At 60.9% G+C, this 16824-nt stretch carries 14 protein-coding genes; 6 read left to right on the forward strand and 8 right to left on the reverse strand.

The features are described 5' to 3' along the window. Positions 1-154: 154 nt before the first annotated feature. Positions 155-1549 carry a hypothetical protein gene (locus DNK49_RS19625; RefSeq protein ID WP_133255133.1) on the reverse strand — a complete coding sequence of 465 codons (1395 nt, stop codon included), beginning with the start codon at positions 1547-1549 and terminating at the stop codon, positions 155-157. A 131-nt stretch (positions 1550-1680) separates the two neighbouring features. Between DNK49_RS19625 and DNK49_RS19630 the strand changes: the two genes are divergently transcribed. Further along, entirely contained in the window at positions 1681-2475 is a 795-nt protein-coding gene (locus DNK49_RS19630) for a thymidylate synthase (RefSeq protein WP_110528722.1), read from the forward strand. Continuing rightward, positions 2472-2972: a dihydrofolate reductase gene (locus DNK49_RS19635; RefSeq protein ID WP_110528725.1), complete on the forward strand. Its 501-nt coding sequence runs from the start codon at positions 2472-2474 to the stop codon at positions 2970-2972. The genes DNK49_RS19630 and DNK49_RS19635 overlap by 4 nt, the downstream gene beginning before the upstream one ends. 72 nt (positions 2973-3044) lie before the next feature. Here the strand turns inward: DNK49_RS19635 and DNK49_RS19640 are convergent, their stop codons facing one another. The 3 genes from DNK49_RS19640 to apbC all read right to left on the reverse strand — a co-directional run bounded on the left by DNK49_RS19640 (position 3045) and on the right by apbC (position 7196). Then, a complete protein-coding gene (locus tag DNK49_RS19640; protein ID WP_110528727.1) occupies positions 3045-5291 on the reverse strand; it encodes an arginine/lysine/ornithine decarboxylase in 2247 nt (748 codons plus the stop codon). Positions 5292-5430: 139 nt separating this feature from the next. Beyond that, positions 5431-5997 carry a dCTP deaminase gene (dcd, locus tag DNK49_RS19645; protein WP_110528730.1) on the reverse strand — a complete coding sequence of 189 codons (567 nt, stop codon included), beginning with the start codon at positions 5995-5997 and terminating at the stop codon, positions 5431-5433. A gap of 107 nt (positions 5998-6104) precedes the next feature. After that, the gene (apbC, locus tag DNK49_RS19650) at positions 6105-7196 is read right to left on the reverse strand and encodes an iron-sulfur cluster carrier protein ApbC (protein WP_110528733.1); all 1092 of its coding nucleotides are present in this window, start codon (positions 7194-7196) and stop codon (positions 6105-6107) included. Between the two features lie 159 nt (positions 7197-7355). Between apbC and DNK49_RS19655 the strand changes: the two genes are divergently transcribed. From DNK49_RS19655 to DNK49_RS19665, 3 genes are all read left to right on the forward strand, one after another. After that, the gene (locus tag DNK49_RS19655) at positions 7356-7937 is read left to right on the forward strand and encodes an OmpA family protein (RefSeq protein ID WP_110528737.1); all 582 of its coding nucleotides are present in this window, start codon (positions 7356-7358) and stop codon (positions 7935-7937) included. A 136-nt stretch (positions 7938-8073) separates the two neighbouring features. Beyond that, positions 8074-10230 carry a methionine--tRNA ligase gene (metG, locus tag DNK49_RS19660; RefSeq protein WP_110528740.1) on the forward strand — a complete coding sequence of 719 codons (2157 nt, stop codon included), beginning with the start codon at positions 8074-8076 and terminating at the stop codon, positions 10228-10230. Between the two features lie 119 nt (positions 10231-10349). Beyond that, positions 10350-12041, forward strand: coding sequence for a SulP family inorganic anion transporter (locus tag DNK49_RS19665; RefSeq protein WP_110528743.1), 1692 nt, complete (start codon positions 10350-10352; stop codon positions 12039-12041). On the opposite strand, the gene DNK49_RS19670 is transcribed toward DNK49_RS19665, so the two are convergent. The 4 genes from DNK49_RS19670 to hemC are packed head-to-tail and all read right to left on the reverse strand — an operon-like array spanning position 12032 to position 16288. Next, positions 12032-13243 carry a heme biosynthesis HemY N-terminal domain-containing protein gene (locus tag DNK49_RS19670; RefSeq protein ID WP_110528747.1) on the reverse strand — a complete coding sequence of 404 codons (1212 nt, stop codon included), beginning with the start codon at positions 13241-13243 and terminating at the stop codon, positions 12032-12034. The two genes, DNK49_RS19665 and DNK49_RS19670, sit on opposite strands and share 10 nt — an antisense overlap. Positions 13244-13253: 10 nt before the next feature. Beyond that, positions 13254-14489, reverse strand: a complete 1236-nt coding sequence (locus DNK49_RS19675; protein ID WP_110528750.1) for a uroporphyrinogen-III C-methyltransferase — start codon at positions 14487-14489, stop codon at positions 13254-13256. 9 nt (positions 14490-14498) lie between these two features. Continuing rightward, positions 14499-15302, reverse strand: a complete 804-nt coding sequence (locus DNK49_RS19680; protein WP_110528753.1) for a uroporphyrinogen-III synthase — start codon at positions 15300-15302, stop codon at positions 14499-14501. A gap of 14 nt (positions 15303-15316) precedes the next feature. Further along, on the reverse strand, positions 15317-16288 hold the full coding sequence (gene hemC, locus DNK49_RS19685; RefSeq protein WP_110528756.1) for a hydroxymethylbilane synthase: 972 nt from the start codon (positions 16286-16288) through the stop codon (positions 15317-15319). Between the two features lie 108 nt (positions 16289-16396). On the opposite strand from hemC, the gene DNK49_RS19690 reads away from it, so the two are divergent. Next, the gene (locus tag DNK49_RS19690; RefSeq protein ID WP_133255134.1) at positions 16397-16819 is read left to right on the forward strand and encodes a thioredoxin fold domain-containing protein; all 423 of its coding nucleotides are present in this window, start codon (positions 16397-16399) and stop codon (positions 16817-16819) included. The last annotated feature ends 5 nt before the right edge of the window (positions 16820-16824 follow it).

A 16824-nucleotide genomic window follows, 5' to 3' on the forward strand; every position in this document is an offset into this window, starting at 1 on the left:
CAAAACCGTCACAAACCACCGAGAACACCCGGCAACTCCTGACATCCTGCCGCTTCCTGCATCGCTGCGTTGCACTGCAGCGGTGAAGAGGTGCGCATTATAGACACCCCAGAGAATCTTGCAAGTAGAAAATCAAAAAAACCAGAAATCCTACTTACACCACCTGAAACACACGCAACTCATAGTCCTCACCCTGCAACATGCCACCCAGAGGCTTCAGCTTGCTCAGACGCCCTTCCACGTTGACGAACAACGACGCCCCCTCCCGAAATGCCCCCACACCCGCCACAACCCTGACAGCCTCTCCCTTCAGGACCGGGTCGCAGAACAACATTTCAGACGGGACACGTCCGTCGTCAACCCTGACCAGTTCCGGGCGAATGGACAAGGTCTCGATACCCACCTCAGCACACTCCTTGGCCAGCCTGACTCGGCGAACCAATCCAAGATGCCAGTTCACTCCATCATGCGGACGGAACGCCAGCAGCGCACCATGATCAGGGACGGGCCCACCATCCTTGGGCATCAACAGCGCACCGACGCCTCCTCGACTCAGATCGGCAATTCTCCATCCCCGGAACTCAAGACCTGACTTCGCCTGAAAAAGCGCCTTGATGTCACCGTACCCCTTGACCACGAGAAGCTTGCCATCTGCTCCGTGACGACGGAATCTCCGCACAGGAGGACGATGCGACCACAGCCGTCGCAAATGCGCAGCAGCATCGCGTAGCGTCCCGGGCTCCCATCCAGTCAGCCCGCTCGGCACATCTCCCCGCAGCAACTGGCCGTGCGTCTCCGCTAGCACTTCGATCGCGCCCCCCGGGGAGAAACCCCAACCGGAGGTCATGCCTGATGCACGTGACAACCTCACCGGCACGGGCGACTGAGGTGGATCAACGACATAAAGGATAAAAGCACCAGCCCCTCGATTCAGCGTCAATCTCGGAAGCAGCAAATCAACCAGACGACAAACCGCAGCCGCCTGCTCTATCGTCAACAGATCCACACCGGCAGAATGGTAGGCAATCGCACGCAGATACTCTTTCGCCACGCCCCCATAACGCTCATCAATCCGGGCAAGAGACGAATCGCCCCCGGTCGCGAAACCGTGACCTAGCACCCTCCAGACATCAACATCCGGTACCCGCTTGGCCACGAGCTCCCAACGCACACATTCACAAGCAAGTTTAGCCAGACCTTCAGCCAACGCGGCGGAGTGTGCATCTTCGAGAGCATGTTCCAGCAACGGAATCGTATTTCGCAGCCGATCCAGGACTAGTTCCAGCCACGCCGCACGATCAGGCTCACTACTTACGCCACCCAAGGCGCCCGGCATCGAGGCGTGAATCTCTGCAAGCAAGACATCCAGTGCAGCCAACTGCTTGGGAGTCTCTGCACCAAGCCGTGAGTCAGCACTCAGCTGAACAGTCAACAAGCGGGCAGCCGTGTCAATACGCACCAGCGCATCCTGCCCACCGGCCGCACCATGCGCTGACGTAAAGTCGAAAACATCTCCCTTGCGCTTCACTACCCTCTCCGATTCAATCAACCGCAGGCTCACCGATCAGGACAGCACTTTGCCAGAAATTGCTTGCACGAGTGATTGTGCATGACAGGCGCACAGAATACGCTGACGACCAAGGCAAGCGTTAGAATTTCGAACTTTACCCGGAAACCGCCATGAACCAATACCTCGATCTGATGCGCCACGTCCTTGAACATGGCGACCCAAAGACAGACCGAACGGGAACCGGTACGCTGTCGGTGTTCGGCTGGCAGATGCGCTTTCGACTGCAGGATGGCTTTCCGTTGCTGACGACGAAGAAGCTGCATACCCGGTCGATCATTCATGAGCTGCTATGGTTCTTGCAGGGCGACACGAACATCCGTTACCTCAAAGAGAACGGCGTATCGATCTGGGACGAGTGGGCAGACGAAAATGGCGACCTGGGGCCTGTATACGGCAAACAGTGGCGCCGATGGGAAGCGAAGGATGGTCAGACCATCGACCAGATCTCTCAGCTGCTTGATGGGCTGAAGCGCAACCCCGACTCCCGTCGCCACCTGGTATCCGCCTGGAACCCGGGAGAGGTTGGCGCGATGGCGCTTCCGCCTTGCCATGCGCTATTCCAGTTTTACGTTGCAAACAACAAGCTGTCCTGCCAACTTTACCAACGCAGTGCGGACATCTTTCTTGGCGTTCCCTTCAACATTGCATCGTATGCATTGCTGACATTGATGGTTGCGCAAGTGTGCGGCTATGAGCCCGGTGAATTCATCTGGACCGGCGGCGACTGCCACCTCTACCTGAACCACCTGGACCAGGCACGCGAGCAACTGTCTCGCCCCCCCCGTCCATTGCCAACCATGACATTGAATCCTGCAGTCAACGATCTATTTGCTTTCCGCTTTGAAGACTTCACGCTGAGCGGCTACGACCCTCACCCCCATATCAAGGCACCAGTCGCCATATGAGCAAGAAGCCCGAGATCGTCCTGATCGCCGCCCTTGCGCGTAACCTCGTCATCGGCATCGACAATGCCCTTCCGTGGAGACTGAAGTCTGACCTTGCCCATTTCAAGCGAGTCACGCTGGGACATCCGGTCTTGATGGGGCGCAAGACCTGGGAGTCACTCGGCCGCCCCCTTCCCGGGCGCCAAAACCTGGTTCTGACCCGTGACACGAATTACTCGCCCACAGGTGCCGAGACATTCACCAGTGAAGAAGCGGCACTCTCTGCCATGCAAACGCAGGATCGCATCTTCGTGATCGGGGGGGCGGAGATCTACCGCCTGCTCTTGACGCACGCCGACCGTCTGATGCTCACCGAGGTCGCGGCGGACGTTTCCGGAGATGCGTACTTCCCCGAGTTCTCTCCGGAGCACTTCGTCGAAGTATCCCGCGAACATCATGCTGCCGACGCGGACAACGACCACGACTTCGACTTCGTCGAGTACCAGCGCCGTCGTTGAAACCACACCTCCAGAAATGACAACGGGGGACATCGCCCCCGTTATCATCCATACCCAACCAATTACATCCCGTTACTCTGCACGCACACAATCAACGCAGTAGCGCCCATCCTCACCTTTCACCAGACCATGAATGTCGGTCTCGAACCCGGGGAAGGCTGCGTTGAAGTCACGCGCAAACCGCAGATAGCGGACGATCGTGGCATTGAAACGCTCACCAGGGATCAATAGCGGGATACCTGGGGGGTAAGGCGTCACCAACATTGCCGTCACGCGCCCCTCAAGCTCGTCGATCGAAACCCGCTCGATCTCTCGGTGAGCCATCTTTGCGAAGGCGTCCGCCGGTTTCATGGCAGGCACCATGTCCGACAGGTACATCTCGGTCGTGAGGCGTGCAATATCGTGCGCCTTGTAGAACGAATGGATCTGGTTGCAAAGATCCTTCAGACCAACCCGTTCGTAGCGCGGAAAGCGCGCAGCAAACTCGGGCATCACCCGCCACAACGGCTGGTTGCGGTCGTAGTCATCCTTGAACTGCTGAAGCTCAGTCACCATGGTGTTCCAACGGCCCTTGGTAATACCGATGGTAAACATGATGAAGAACGAGTACAGGCCGGTTTTCTCGACGATGATGCCGTGCTCGGCCAGATACTTGGTCACGATCGCAGCCGGGATACCGTTATGGTCGGCAAAATCGCCATCCACATCCAGCCCCGGCGTGATGATGGTGGCCTTGATCGGATCGAGCATATTGAAACCAGGTGCCAGATCGCCGAATCCATGCCAGCGCTCACCCGCCTTCAGCATCCAGTCCTCACGTTCGCCCAGCCCTTCCTCCGCCAGGTACTCCGGCCCCCACACCTTGAACCACCAATCAGCATCCCCGAACTCGGCATCCACCTTGCGCATCGCACGACGAAACTCGACGGCTTCGGAGAGCGATTCGTTAACAAGTGCGGGACCGCCCGGCGCCTCCATCATCGCCGCAGCCACGTCGCACGACGCGATGATCGCGTACTGCGGAGACGTGGACGTGTGCATCAGGTAGGCCTCATTGAAGATATCCCGATCCAGTTTGCGCGTCTCCGAATCCTGCACCAGGATCTGAGACGCCTGACTCAAGCCAGCAAGCAACTTGTGCGTCGACTGGGTCGAAAACACCATCGACTCCTGGCAACGCGGCCGCCCTTCGCCGATGGCGTGATAGTCGCCGTAGAAATCATGGAATGCCGCATGTGGCAACCAGGCCTCATCAAAATGCAGGGTGTCGATCTCACCATCGAGCATCTCCTTGATGGTCTCGACGTTGTACACCACCCCATCGTAGGTCGACTGGGTAATGGTCAGGATGCGGGGCTTCTTGTTCTTGGCTTCACGTGCGAACGGGTTAGCTTCGATCTTGCGCTGAATGGTCTCCATCGAGAACTCCTCCAGCGGAATCGGACCAATGATGCCGTAATGATTGCGCGTCGGCGTCAGAAACACCGGTACCGCACCGGTCATGATGATCGAATGCAGGATGGACTTATGGCAGTTACGATCGACCACGACGATGTCGCCTGGCGCGACCGTGGTATGCCACACCATCTTGTTGGACGTCGACGTACCGTTGGTGACGAAATACAGGTGATCGCAATTGAAGATACGGGCCGCGTTACGCTCCGAGGCCGCCACTGGCCCCGTGTGGTCGAGCAGCTGCCCAAGCTCGTCCACCGCGTTGCACACATCGGCACGCAGCATGTTCTCACCGAAAAATTGGTGGAACATCTGCCCGACCGGGCTTTTCAGGAAGGCGACACCACCGGAATGTCCGGGACAATGCCACGAATACGAACTGTCTGCAGCATAGTGCACCAAGGCCCTGAAGAATGGCGGCGACAATGACTCGAGATAGTTCTTTGCCTCGCGCACCACATAGCGGGCAATGAACTCCGGCGTATCCTCGAACATATGGATGAAACCGTGCATCTCTCGCAGTACATCGTTGGGGATGTGCCGGGTCGTGCGCGTCTCACCATGCAGGAAGATCGGAATATCGGCATTGCGGAAACGAATCTCCTCGACAAAGGCGCGCAAATCGGCAATCGCCTTCGCCGCCGCTTCGGGCGACGAGAACTCCTCATCATCGATCGACAGGATGAAGGCAGAGCCGCGGCTCTGTTGCTGCGCGAACGAGGTCAGGTCGCCATAGCTGGTCACCCCCAGCACCTCGATACCCTCTTCCTCGATGGCTTTTGCCAGCGCCCTGATACCCAGCCCCGAGGTGTTCTCCGAGCGGAAATCCTCGTCGATGATGATGATGGGAAAATGGAAGCGCATCCTTCAGGTCTCCAACGCGACGCAAGGGCAAAAAAGGAATCTTACGCGGGGATCGTTGCCCGATCGTTACCGGTATAGATCGAAAAAGACGAAAGGGCCGTCCTGCGGCCCCGTACTTCAAGAAAACCGGACGCCCGCCTCAGATCTTCGGCAGCGTAACGCCAGTCTGGCCAAGATATTTGCCGCCACGATCCTTGTAAGACGTCTCACAGACCTCGTCGGACTCGAAAAACAACATCTGCGCAACCCCTTCATTGGCGTAGATCTTGGCCGGCAAGGGTGTCGTGTTGGAAAACTCCAGCGTCACATGCCCTTCCCATTCGGGTTCCAGCGGCGTCACATTGACAATGATGCCGCACCGCGCATAAGTACTTTTTCCCAAACACACCGTCAATACGCTACGCGGAATGCGGAAATACTCCACCGTGCGGGCGAGCGCAAAAGAGTTGGGCGGAATGATGCAGACATCACCAGTGAAATCCACAAAATTGCGCGCATCGAAATCCTTGGGATCAACAATTGTGGAGTTGATATTGGTGAAGATCTTGAACTCGTTCGCACAACGGACATCGTAACCGTAACTCGATGTTCCGTAAGAGACGATACGCCCACTGTCGTTGGTCCGCACCAACTCCGGCGCGAACGGCTCGATCATGCCGTGATCTTCGGCCATGCGACGGATCCACTTGTCGGACTTGATGGACATGAGTAGCGCTTCCTGTGCGGTGGGCCGGGAACTCCGGCCGCGAAAAATCCGCGTAGTTTAGGGCAAGCACGGCGTGAGTGAAAGTCAGCCGCGCCTGCCCCGATCGATCAGGTATTCTGGATCACGATATTGGGAAACTTATGCGTCATGTCCTTGGACTTCTCAGCGATGCTGACGGCCACCTTGCGCGCAATCGACTTATAGGTCTGCGCGATCCGGCCGTCGGGATCCGACACCACGGTCGGCGCACCACGATCGGCCTCCTGACGGATCTGCAGGTCCAGCGGCAGGGCCCCAAGGAAAGGAATGCTGTAGTCCGAACACATCGTCTCACCGCCACCCTGGCCAAAGATGTGCTCTTCGTGACCGCACTTCGAACAGATGTGGATGCTCATGTTCTCCACCACCCCCAGGATGGGCACTCCGACCTTCTCGAACATCTTCAGCCCCTTGCGTGCGTCCAGCAAGGCAATGTCCTGCGGTGTGGTGACGATCACCGCCCCCGTCACCGGCACGCTTTGCGACAGCGTCAACTGGATATCGCCCGTACCCGGCGGCATGTCGATGACGAGGTAGTCCAGATCCTTCCAGTGCGTTTCCTTCAGCATCTGGGTCAGGGCCTGTGTCGCCATCGGGCCACGCCACACCATCGGCGTATCGATATCGACCAGAAAGCCGATCGACATCGCCTGCAGACCATAAGCCTCCAGCGGCTCCATGGTCTTGCCGTCGAGCGACTCGGGCCGGCGGTCGCCGATGCCCAGCATCTGAGGCTGCGAAGGGCCGTAGATGTCCGCGTCGAGCATGCCGACACGAGCCCCTTCGGCAGCCAGCGCCAAAGCCAGGTTCACGGCCGTCGTGCTCTTGCCGACCCCACCCTTGCCCGAGGCAACGGCAATGATGTTCTTCACCCCAGGCAACAGCTTCACGCCATGCTGCACCGCATGCGCAACCACCTTGCTGCGAACCTCGACCTTCAACGCGCCAACGCCTGGCACAGCGGCCAGCGCCTGACAGGCCAGATCCCGGATCAGATCATGCTGACTCCTGGCCGGATAGCCCAATTCGATTTCGAAGCCGACATCCGAACCGTTGATCACGACGTTACGGATGCAGCGCGCGGAAACAAGATCCTTACCGGTGTTCGGATCAATGACGGACTTCAGCGCATCGGTAATGACTTCCTGGGTAATGCTCATATCGGGTTCCTTCGAGATCGGTTCTTCCGCGGTCTGGCGGCACGACACGGATCATACCGGACGATGCACAATCACTCACCCTCGCCCGCACAGGGGTTTCTATTCGCTGAAAATGCCGGATAATATGCTTTTCGCCTAATCACTTACCGGACCCTCCCGATGCGACTGTCCCGTCTTACCACATCCCCCTCCGTGCTGTACTCCCTCGCCCTGAGCGCACTGCTGCTTTCGGGCTGTGCCACCCAAGGCAGACACGTCGAACCGAGTGCCGAACCCCCTGCCACCACTGTTGGCGCTACACCCGCGTACGACTGGGCGCCTTTGCAGCAGGCACTGTCCGGGGCACTAGCGGAGATCCCGGGTGCGGAAGTCACGACGACAGCAGGTAACGGCCTTCATCTGCGCATACCGGTTTCCGACGGCTTCGCGTCCGGTAGCGCCGCGCTCAAACCAACACTCGTGCAAGTACTGGATAGTCTGGTCGCACCACTCAACGACCACCCGAAGGTGCTGATCCACATCGTCGGTCACACCGACAGCGTCGGCAGCGAGATGTATAACCTGCAGTTATCCATCAAACGTGGTGAGGCGGTCATGGAGCATCTGCGCAGCCGTGGAATCGTGCTCGCCCGCCTGAGCGCGGATGGCAAGGGCGAGGCCGAACCCATTGCAGACAACGGCCGTGAAGCGGGCCGCGCACGCAATCGCAGGGTGGAAATCGTCCTTACCCTGGATCGCTGATCCAGTCTGACGCGCTGCCGTCAGCGGCTGTGTCGGACGCACCGGGGTTTCACGCCTAGGTGCGCCCGACATCGAACTGCGGGAGAGGCCCCGGGCTTTGTTAAACTCTAGGCTTTCGATTCACGCAAAGCCCATCATGCCCCGCAAGATTCTCGTCACCAATGCACTGCCCTATGCCAACGGCGACATTCATTTAGGCCACCTTGTCGGCTACATTCAGGGCGATATCTGGGTGCGCTTCCAGCGCATGCGGGGTAACACGGTCCACTACGTCTGTGCCGACGACACCCACGGCACGCCGATCATGTTGCGTGCGGAGAAGGAAGGTCTCACGCCCGAACAATTGATCAACCGGGTGCATGGCGAACATCTGCGTGACTTCACCGACTTCGGGGTTGCTTTCGACAACTACCACTCGACCCATAGCCCCGAAAACCGCGATTACGCCGGAGACATCTACGGCAAGCTCAGTCGCGGTGGGCTGATCGACACCCGCTCGATCGAGCAATACTACGACCCGGTCAAGGAAATGTTCCTGCCCGATCGTTTCATCAAGGGCGAATGCCCCAAGTGCGGCGCAGCGGATCAATATGGTGACAACTGCGAGGCCTGTGGCGCTGCCTACGCCCCTACCGAGCTGAAGAACCCCTACTCGGCAGTCTCCGGCGCCAAACCGGTACTGAAGACCTCGGAGCACTATTTCTTCCGCCTCTCCGACGACCGTGCAGTGGCCTTCCTGCGCGAATGGACACGCGGCACCAATGCAGCCGGCAGCCGGCGCCTGCAGACCGAAGCTGCCAACAAGATGAAGGAATGGCTGGGCGAAGAAGGCGAAAACAAACTATCCGACTGGGACATCTCGCGGGACGCACCCTACTTCGGCTTCGAAATTCCAGGAGCACCCGGCAAGTACTTCTATGTGTGGCTGGACGCCCCGATCGGCTACCTGGCAAGCTTCCGCAATCTGGCGGACAAGCGCGGCGATATCGCGGTCGAGGACTACACCGACGCCGTCCGCAGTGAGGCCGCCGGCACCGAGATGGTGCACTTCATCGGCAAGGACATCCTTTACTTCCACGCGCTGTTCTGGCCGGCAATGCTCAAGTTTGCCGGCTACCGCACCCCTAGCCAGCTGTGCGTAAACGGTTTCCTTACCGTCGATGGCGCAAAGATGTCGAAGAGCCGCGGCACCTTCATCACCGCGCGATCCTACGTGGAGCAGAAGCTCAACCCCGAGTGGCTGCGCTACTATTTTGCCGGCAAGTCGAACGGCACCATGGAAGACGTCGACCTCAATCTCGACGACATGATCGCCAAGGTCAACTCCGACCTGGTTGGCAAGTTCGTCAATATCGCCAGCCGCTGTGCCGGCTTCATCACCAAGCGTTTCGACGGCCAGCTGGGCGAAACCGATGTCACGGCCTGCAGCGAGTTTGCCGCTGCCTGGGCGGCCGACAGTCTCTCCAGCGCCTATGAAGAGCGTGACTACAGTCGTGCGCTGCGCGAAATCATGCGCCTTGCCGATGTCGCCAACCAGTTCGTCAACGACCACAAGCCCTGGGAGCTGGCCAAGCAGGAAGGGCAGGACGCCCGGCTGCATCAGGTCTGCAGCACGGCACTGACCATGTTCCGCGACCTGACCCGCTACCTGAAGCCAGTGCTGCCGTCACTGGCCAGCCAGGTCGAACGTTTCCTGGGCGTTCCCGCCCTGCAATGGCAGGGTGATTGGGCGCCCCTGCCTGCCGGCCACAAGGTGGAGGCCTACAGTCACCTGATGACCCGAATCGAGCGCAAGCAGATCGATGCCCTGCTCGAAGCCAACCGCGAATCCCTCGCACCAAGCACGGCCCAGCCGCAAGCGAAGGCCGTCGCGGCCTCGCCGCAGCGCCATGCCGAGAAGCAACAACACACAGTACAGGCAGCAGAGACGACGTCACCCCACATCTCGATCGACGACTTCACCAAGATCGACCTGCGCATCGCGCGCATCGTCGATGCCCAGCATGTGGAAGGCGCAGACAAACTGATCCGGCTACAACTCGATATCGGCGAATGCGACGAGGCGGGCAACCCGAAACCCCGGCAGGTCTTTGCCGGCATCAAGTCAGCTTACGATCCCGTCACGCTGGTCGGCCGGCTGACCGTCATGGTTGCGAACCTGGCTCCTCGCAAGATGAAATTTGGCATGAGCGAAGGCATGGTACTGGCCGCCTCTGACCCGGACGGCACGACCGCCGGGCTGTATATCCTGGCGCCAGACGATGGCGCCACCCCGGGCATGCGGGTCAAGTAAGATCATGCCGCTGACGCCCTCAAAACGCTGGATCGCACTCACGCGCGCCGGCCGAGGGCGTCGATCTCCGTAACCCCTGTGGCACGCAACTCACCCACATAAAGGCATACGGAGACGACGTGAAGATCAGCTTTCGCCCCAAACTTCTGGACACACTGCCCGACTATGGACGTGCGTCCTTCACCCAGGACCTTTCTGCCGGCATCACGGTCGGCGTACTTGCACTGCCGCTGGCCATGGCTTTTGCGATCGCCAGCGGACTATCGCCGACTGCGGGCATCTGGACCGCCATCGTCGCCGGCCTGCTGATTTCCCTGCTCGGTGGCTCGCGCGTCCAGATCGGGGGCCCAACCGGCGCCTTCATCCCCATCATCTACGCCATCGTGGTCGACTACGGCGTGCAGAACCTGCTGATCGCCACCATGATGTCCGGCGTGATGCTACTGGCCATGGGCGCATTCCGGCTCGGCAGCATGATCCGCTTCATTCCACTGTCGGTGGTCATCGGTTTCACCAATGGCATCGCCGTCGTCATCTTCATGTCCCAGATCAAGGACTTCCTCGGACTGAAGATCGACAACCTGCCGGGCGAGTTCTTCGCCAAGCTCGAGGCGCTCTATCAGGCGCTCCCCAGCCTGCACCTCCCGACCATCGCGGTTGCGGTCAGCTCACTTGCTGTGTTGTTGCTATGGAATCGTCAAGCCAGCAAAGTGGCATGGATGCGGCGCATGCCCGGACCGCTTGCGGTGCTGATCATCGCCACCGCGATCAACGCCGTACTGGCACTACCGGTCGACACCATCGGCAGTCGCTTCGGCGGCATTCCGCAGGAGCTGCCCAACATCGGCCTGCCCGAACTGAGCCTGAGCACGCTGGGCAAGCTGATCGCACCGGCCCTGACCATTGCCCTGCTCGGCGCCATCGAATCCCTATTGTCGGCACGCGTCGCCGACAGTCAGATCGACGACAGGCATGACCCCAACCAGGAGCTGATGGCCCAGGGGATCGCCAACGTGGCGGCCCCCCTGTTCGGGGGCTTTGCCGCCACCGGCGCCATCGCCCGCACCGCCACCAACATCCGCACCGGCGGACGCACCCCAGTAGCGGGCATCATTCATGCCCTGGTGCTGCTTGCCATCGTGCTGGCGCTGGCGCCACTGGCCAGCAGCATCCCGCTGGCGACGCTGTCGGCGATCGTCGTCGTGGTGTCGATCAACATGGGGGAATGGCATGCCTTCTCGCTGAAGGAACTGGCGCGCTACTCGCTACAGTACCGCACCGTCCTCCTCGGCACCTTCGTCGTCACGGTGATCTTCGACCTGACGCTGGCAGTCGAGCTCGGCATGGTGCTCGCCAGCCTGTTCTTCATCTACCGCATGTCGGACCTGACCCGCATCGAGCGCATCCCGCTCGAGGACTTCTACGGCGTCCAGGCCTTGACGAGGGACGATGGCAGCCCGCGCATCCTCGCCTACCGGATGTTCGGCAGCCTGTTCTTCGGCGCCGCCAACAAACTGGAGAACCTGCTGCTGATGCAGGACGGACACCCGGATGTCGTGATCCTGGACATGGACAAGGTCATCAACATCGACACCACCGGACTGGATATCCTGCAGACCCTGCATCGCAATCTGCAAAAGCGTGGCGCCTCGCTGGTGCTGAGCGGGCTCAACTCTCAGCCCGGTTCGCTGGTGTTCCGCTCGGGTTTCCTCGAGCAGTTGGGTGACGACAACGTGACCGCCAACATCACCGAAGCCCTGATCCGCGCCCAACGCATCGGCGGGCACGAGCCGGAAGTCGCCTACACCTGATGAAGTGGCAGCGCAGCGCGCTGCCCGGTCACCCGCTCTGCCGCGGCACGATAGTGCCGCTGCGCCTCATCCTTCCGATCGAGCTGCTCGAGCAAGCGGGCAAGCGCCAGGTGCGTATCCACCGCGGGCGCCAATCCTAGCGAGGCTTCAAGATAGCTCTGCGCCTTGCCCCACAGTTGCGCGACGATGCACAGACGCCCCAACGAGAAAAGCAGCCCGGCATCGCGCGGATGAAGTTTCAACCAGTTCTCGGCCCGCCCCAGGCAGGACATCGCATCCCCAGCACCTTCGCCGCAATGGGCATACAGACGGGCAAGTGCCTCATCCCATTCGGCGTCGAGCATGCGCTCGACGTTTCGTCGGGCCAGCGCTCCCTGCCCCGCCTCGGCCAGCACCGGCAACGCACGCTCGACCAGGCGCCGGTCATCGAGTTCGGCAGACGGAATCTCGTTCCACAACTGCTCCAGACCTGCCGCATCACGGGCCCGCTCGCGAAAACGCTCCAGATGGGCTCGTCTTAGCAGCGGTAGCGCCTGATCATCCGACAAGGCCTTGTGCTTGCGCAATTGCCGGGTCAGACGCAGCACTTCATCCCACCGCCCCAATGCAGAGGCAACACGCAGCGAAAGCCGCAGCACGGCAATATGCCGATGACCCGCAGCCTTGATCTGCTCGAGCAAGGTTTCGGCCTCGGCAAACCGCCGGTGGTCCACCGCCAGCTCGGCCTCGGTCATCAAGCGCGCGACCCTTGACTCCTCACCCTGATCGGCGGCACGGCCGATCCAGATGCGATAGCGTGTGTCGTCATGCATTGCATGAGCGGCACGTGCAGCGACCAAGGCAGCCATCGCCGGACTGTCCCCCGCCGAAAATGCCGTAGACGCAGCTTTCAACGACTGGGCAAAACGTCCTTCAAACAAGGTTCGCAGCGCATCACGCAAAGCCTGTCCGGCACGCTCACGCCGCCGCCGCTCACGCCACTGTCCCACGACTGCGGGCAAAGCCAGCGTACGGCGCACCAGGCGGACGAGCAGGTAGCCCACCAGAAAGGCCACCACTAGCAGGACGATCAACAGATTCAGCGACAACTGAGCACGCCATGGCGGCATGACCACCAATACATACCCCTCGTTCAGCCCCGCCAGCATGGCCACGCCCGCTGCCAGCGCAAAAATCCCGATCAACCAGATCAATACACGCATCGATCGTCCCTCAGGAACCGGGGTTCACGGTTGCGCCGCGAGCACCGCCCGCTTCGGGCCTGGCGTCGGACGGACGGGCTTCGGGCGGCTCAACCTGCGGCTCTCGCCCCCCTCGTGACTGAAAGAGACGAAGGGCAGAGAGGCTGGCAGCCAGATCATGACGCTCGACCTTGACCGGCATGGCCTCAAGCGCCTTCAGTTCGGCCAGCGCAAGCTGCACGCCCTCATCGCGCGAATCGAAGAACCGTTCGATCCAGGTACGCGCCTCAGCGAGGTCAACGGCATAGCTTCGCCCATCGCCTGCCAGCAAGGCCAATCTGGCAGTCAGCAGACGGATGCGCAGATTTTCGCGCAGATAGGTGCTCTGCGACGGTGCCAGCAACACCGGCTCAGCGCCTTGCTGGAGACGCTCGACCCGGATCAGCGAACGCAGGTCGTGCCACACATCCAGCGCCAGTTGAGCGGCGAAATCCAGCACCTTGGACCCACCCTCGGTTACAAGCGGTGTGGACACCTCGGGCTGCACTGCCTCAACCTCTCCCGCAAAAGTCAGCGGCAGCACATCCACGCGGTCAAGCAAGCGCTCCAGGCGCAGGGCGATACCCGACACATCCACCACGGCGAGCCGACGCAGATGCTCGATATCGGTCGCCAGCGCCCGACGTAGCGGCGCAAGCTGTCCGCGGTCATGCACCGCAAGGCGCGCTTCAGCCGACTGAAGGGCCACCAGAGCACCCTCGACGTTGCCTGCCAACTGCAACTGCTGCGCGGCCAGCGTGACAGCCTGATCCACTTCGGCGATCACACCGTCATCCTGTGAACGGGAAAACTGCTGGTACAGTGACTCCAGCGCCGCCGCTTGCCCCTCGGCAGCCTCCATCTTGGACTCAACCACCGCCAGCTTGCCCTGCAGCGAGGCAATGACATCCTGCTGCTGGCGTGCCAGCGCCTTCACCTCGGAAACCTGCAGATCGCTATCGGTCAATCGACGGGCCAACTCCGCACGCAGTCCATCGGCCTCGCCGCGTACGGACCACGCCTGCCAACCGGCCACACCGGCGCCACCCAGAGCAATCACGGCCAGCAACAGCGCCCAACCGGGCAGAGCTCCACTACGCGGAACATCCGCAGACGGTAGGGACGCGGCACCGGCAACACTGGCGGTCGCGGTATCCTTTGAGGGCTCGACCTGCTCCGCAGCGGGAGAGGGAGACGGAAGCGTAAGGGCGGGCGTTTCTTCTTTCATGCCGAGAGTTTAACCAAAGTGACGAGTCAACGCGCGCAGGATGCCCTCATCGCCGGCTTCAGTCTCGACCACGTGGCCAAAACCACAATCCCGGCTCTGAGCCGCAATACGCGGATGACTTGCAAAAACAGGAACCTCGGCCAATAGATGGATGCCTTCATCGCCGACCAAGGCCCGCAGGTTCCGGACACCTTCACTACTGGTCAACACCAAGGCATCCAGTCTCCCTTCGCGGGCGGGCTGCAACATGATGCCAGGATCAATGACCGGGCAACTGCGACAATAGCAGCTCAGGTATTCCACCGTCGCACCGCGGGCACGTAGCGTCTCACCCAACAGATCGCGGCCGCCATCGCCACGTAACACCAGCACGTGCCTTCCACGGACGGCATCTGCCGCAAATTCAGGCAAAGCTAGCACCGCCTCGCTGTCAAAGCCACTCGCCGGCGCCACGACCCGAGCAAAGCCTCGTTCAGCCAGCGCCCGCTCGCTACCCTTGCCAACCGTCGCAACGGCCAGACTGCCCGGCCAGTCACGTCGCGCAAGCAGGCCGTCCAGACCATACCTGACGGCATTTGGGCTGACGAAGAAGGCCAGATCAAAGGTACCGAGACGCGCAGCCACGTCATCGAAGCGATCCGGCGCCCAAACCGGCGCTATGTCCAATACCGGAAACAACAACACACGCCCACCGAGCGCCTCAATGCCCTGCACAAGGCTCCCGGCCTGCTCCCTGGGTCGCGTCACCGCAATCAACCGGTCCTTCAGGACGGTGGCAGCACGACTCGCGAGATGGCCCCCGCGCGCGGTCATCGCGATGCGGTTTCTCAGCCCAGCTCGGCCAGGATGCCTTCCGCGCCCTGGGCCAGCAGATCATCGGCAAGCGCGCGGCCGATTTCCTCGGCGGCGGAGGGGTTCCCCTCGCGTTCGGCCCGGATGATGCGACTACCGTCGGGCAGCGCGACAAAACCACGCAACCACAGCATTCCACCGCGAATCTCGGCATAGGCGCCCAGCGGTACCTCACAGCTACCGGCAAGCGCCCGCGCAACCGTCCGCTCGGCACGCACACAAGCCGAAGTGTCGGCATCGTTGAGCAGCTGCAGATACTGGATGACCTCGCGCCGCGACGACAGACACTCGATTCCCAACGCGCCCTGCCCCGCGGCCGGCAACGAAACCTCGGACGGCAAGGTACTGCGGATGCGATCCGCCAGCCCCAGGCGGATCAGGCCTGCGGCAGCCAGGATGATGGCATCGTACTGACCCTCGTCGAGCTTGCGCAGCCGGGTGTCGAGATTACCCCGGAGACTGGTGACCCCCAGGAACGGGTACATCGCATGCAGTTGGGACTCACGCCGTAGCGAGGAGGTACCCACCACCGTCCCAGGCGGCATATCGGCGAGCGAGTCGTAGCGATTTGACACGAAGGCATCGAGCGGCACCTCACGGGCCGAGATGCAGGCCAGCGTGAATTCGTCACCCATGACCATGGGAACATCTTTCATCGAGTGCACGGCGATGTCTGCACGCCCATCGAGCAGGGCCGTTTCCAGTTCCTTGACGAACAAGCCCTTTCCCCCCACCTTCGCAAGCGGCCGATCAAGGATCTGGTCACCGCGTGTCGTCATGCCAAGCAACTCCACCCGGCAGCCGGGATACAATCCCTCGAGACGTGCCTTGACATGTTCGGCCTGCCACAGCGCAAGACGGCTTTCACGCGTGGCGATGGTAATGCGCTCGGGCGGCACGGGCGCGCTGGCCCCAGGGTAGACAGTGCTCACGGTAGAGGAACTCATGCAGGGAGATCGAAGTTCATGCGGCTGAATGCAGTGTTTTGCGGCATCGCAGCATCAGGGTTGGCACCAATGGCGCGCAAGATGGCCGTGATTCTAGCATGCGTACCCATGACGCTGAGTGCGGCCACGACCCTGCCCAAGGCAGGCGACCTGGCCGCCGATGCAACAGACATGCGCAAGCATGGCAAGCCCATGGTGATCTTGTACAGCCGTGCGGACTGCAGTTGGTGCGATCAGGCCAGGCGCTACCTGGTGCCCATGTCGACCGCCAGGGAAAGCCGCGACCTCGCGATCTTCCGGCAGGTAGACATCGACACACAGACAGCAATGACGGACTTCGCGGGTCGGCGCAGCAACCATGGCGCCTTTGCCCGGACACAGAAGGCCAGCCTGACCCCCACTGTTGTCCTGTATGACGCTGATGGACGGGAGCTTGGAGACCCCATCATCGGCATGCGCCTGCCAGATTTCTATGGACAATACCTGAACAACGCCATCATGGACGCCCGCAAGCGCCTCGAATCACGCTGAAAACC

This window comes from Parazoarcus communis SWub3 = DSM 12120 (assembly GCF_003226565.1).
Taxonomy (GTDB): domain Bacteria; phylum Pseudomonadota; class Gammaproteobacteria; order Burkholderiales; family Rhodocyclaceae; genus Parazoarcus; species Parazoarcus communis.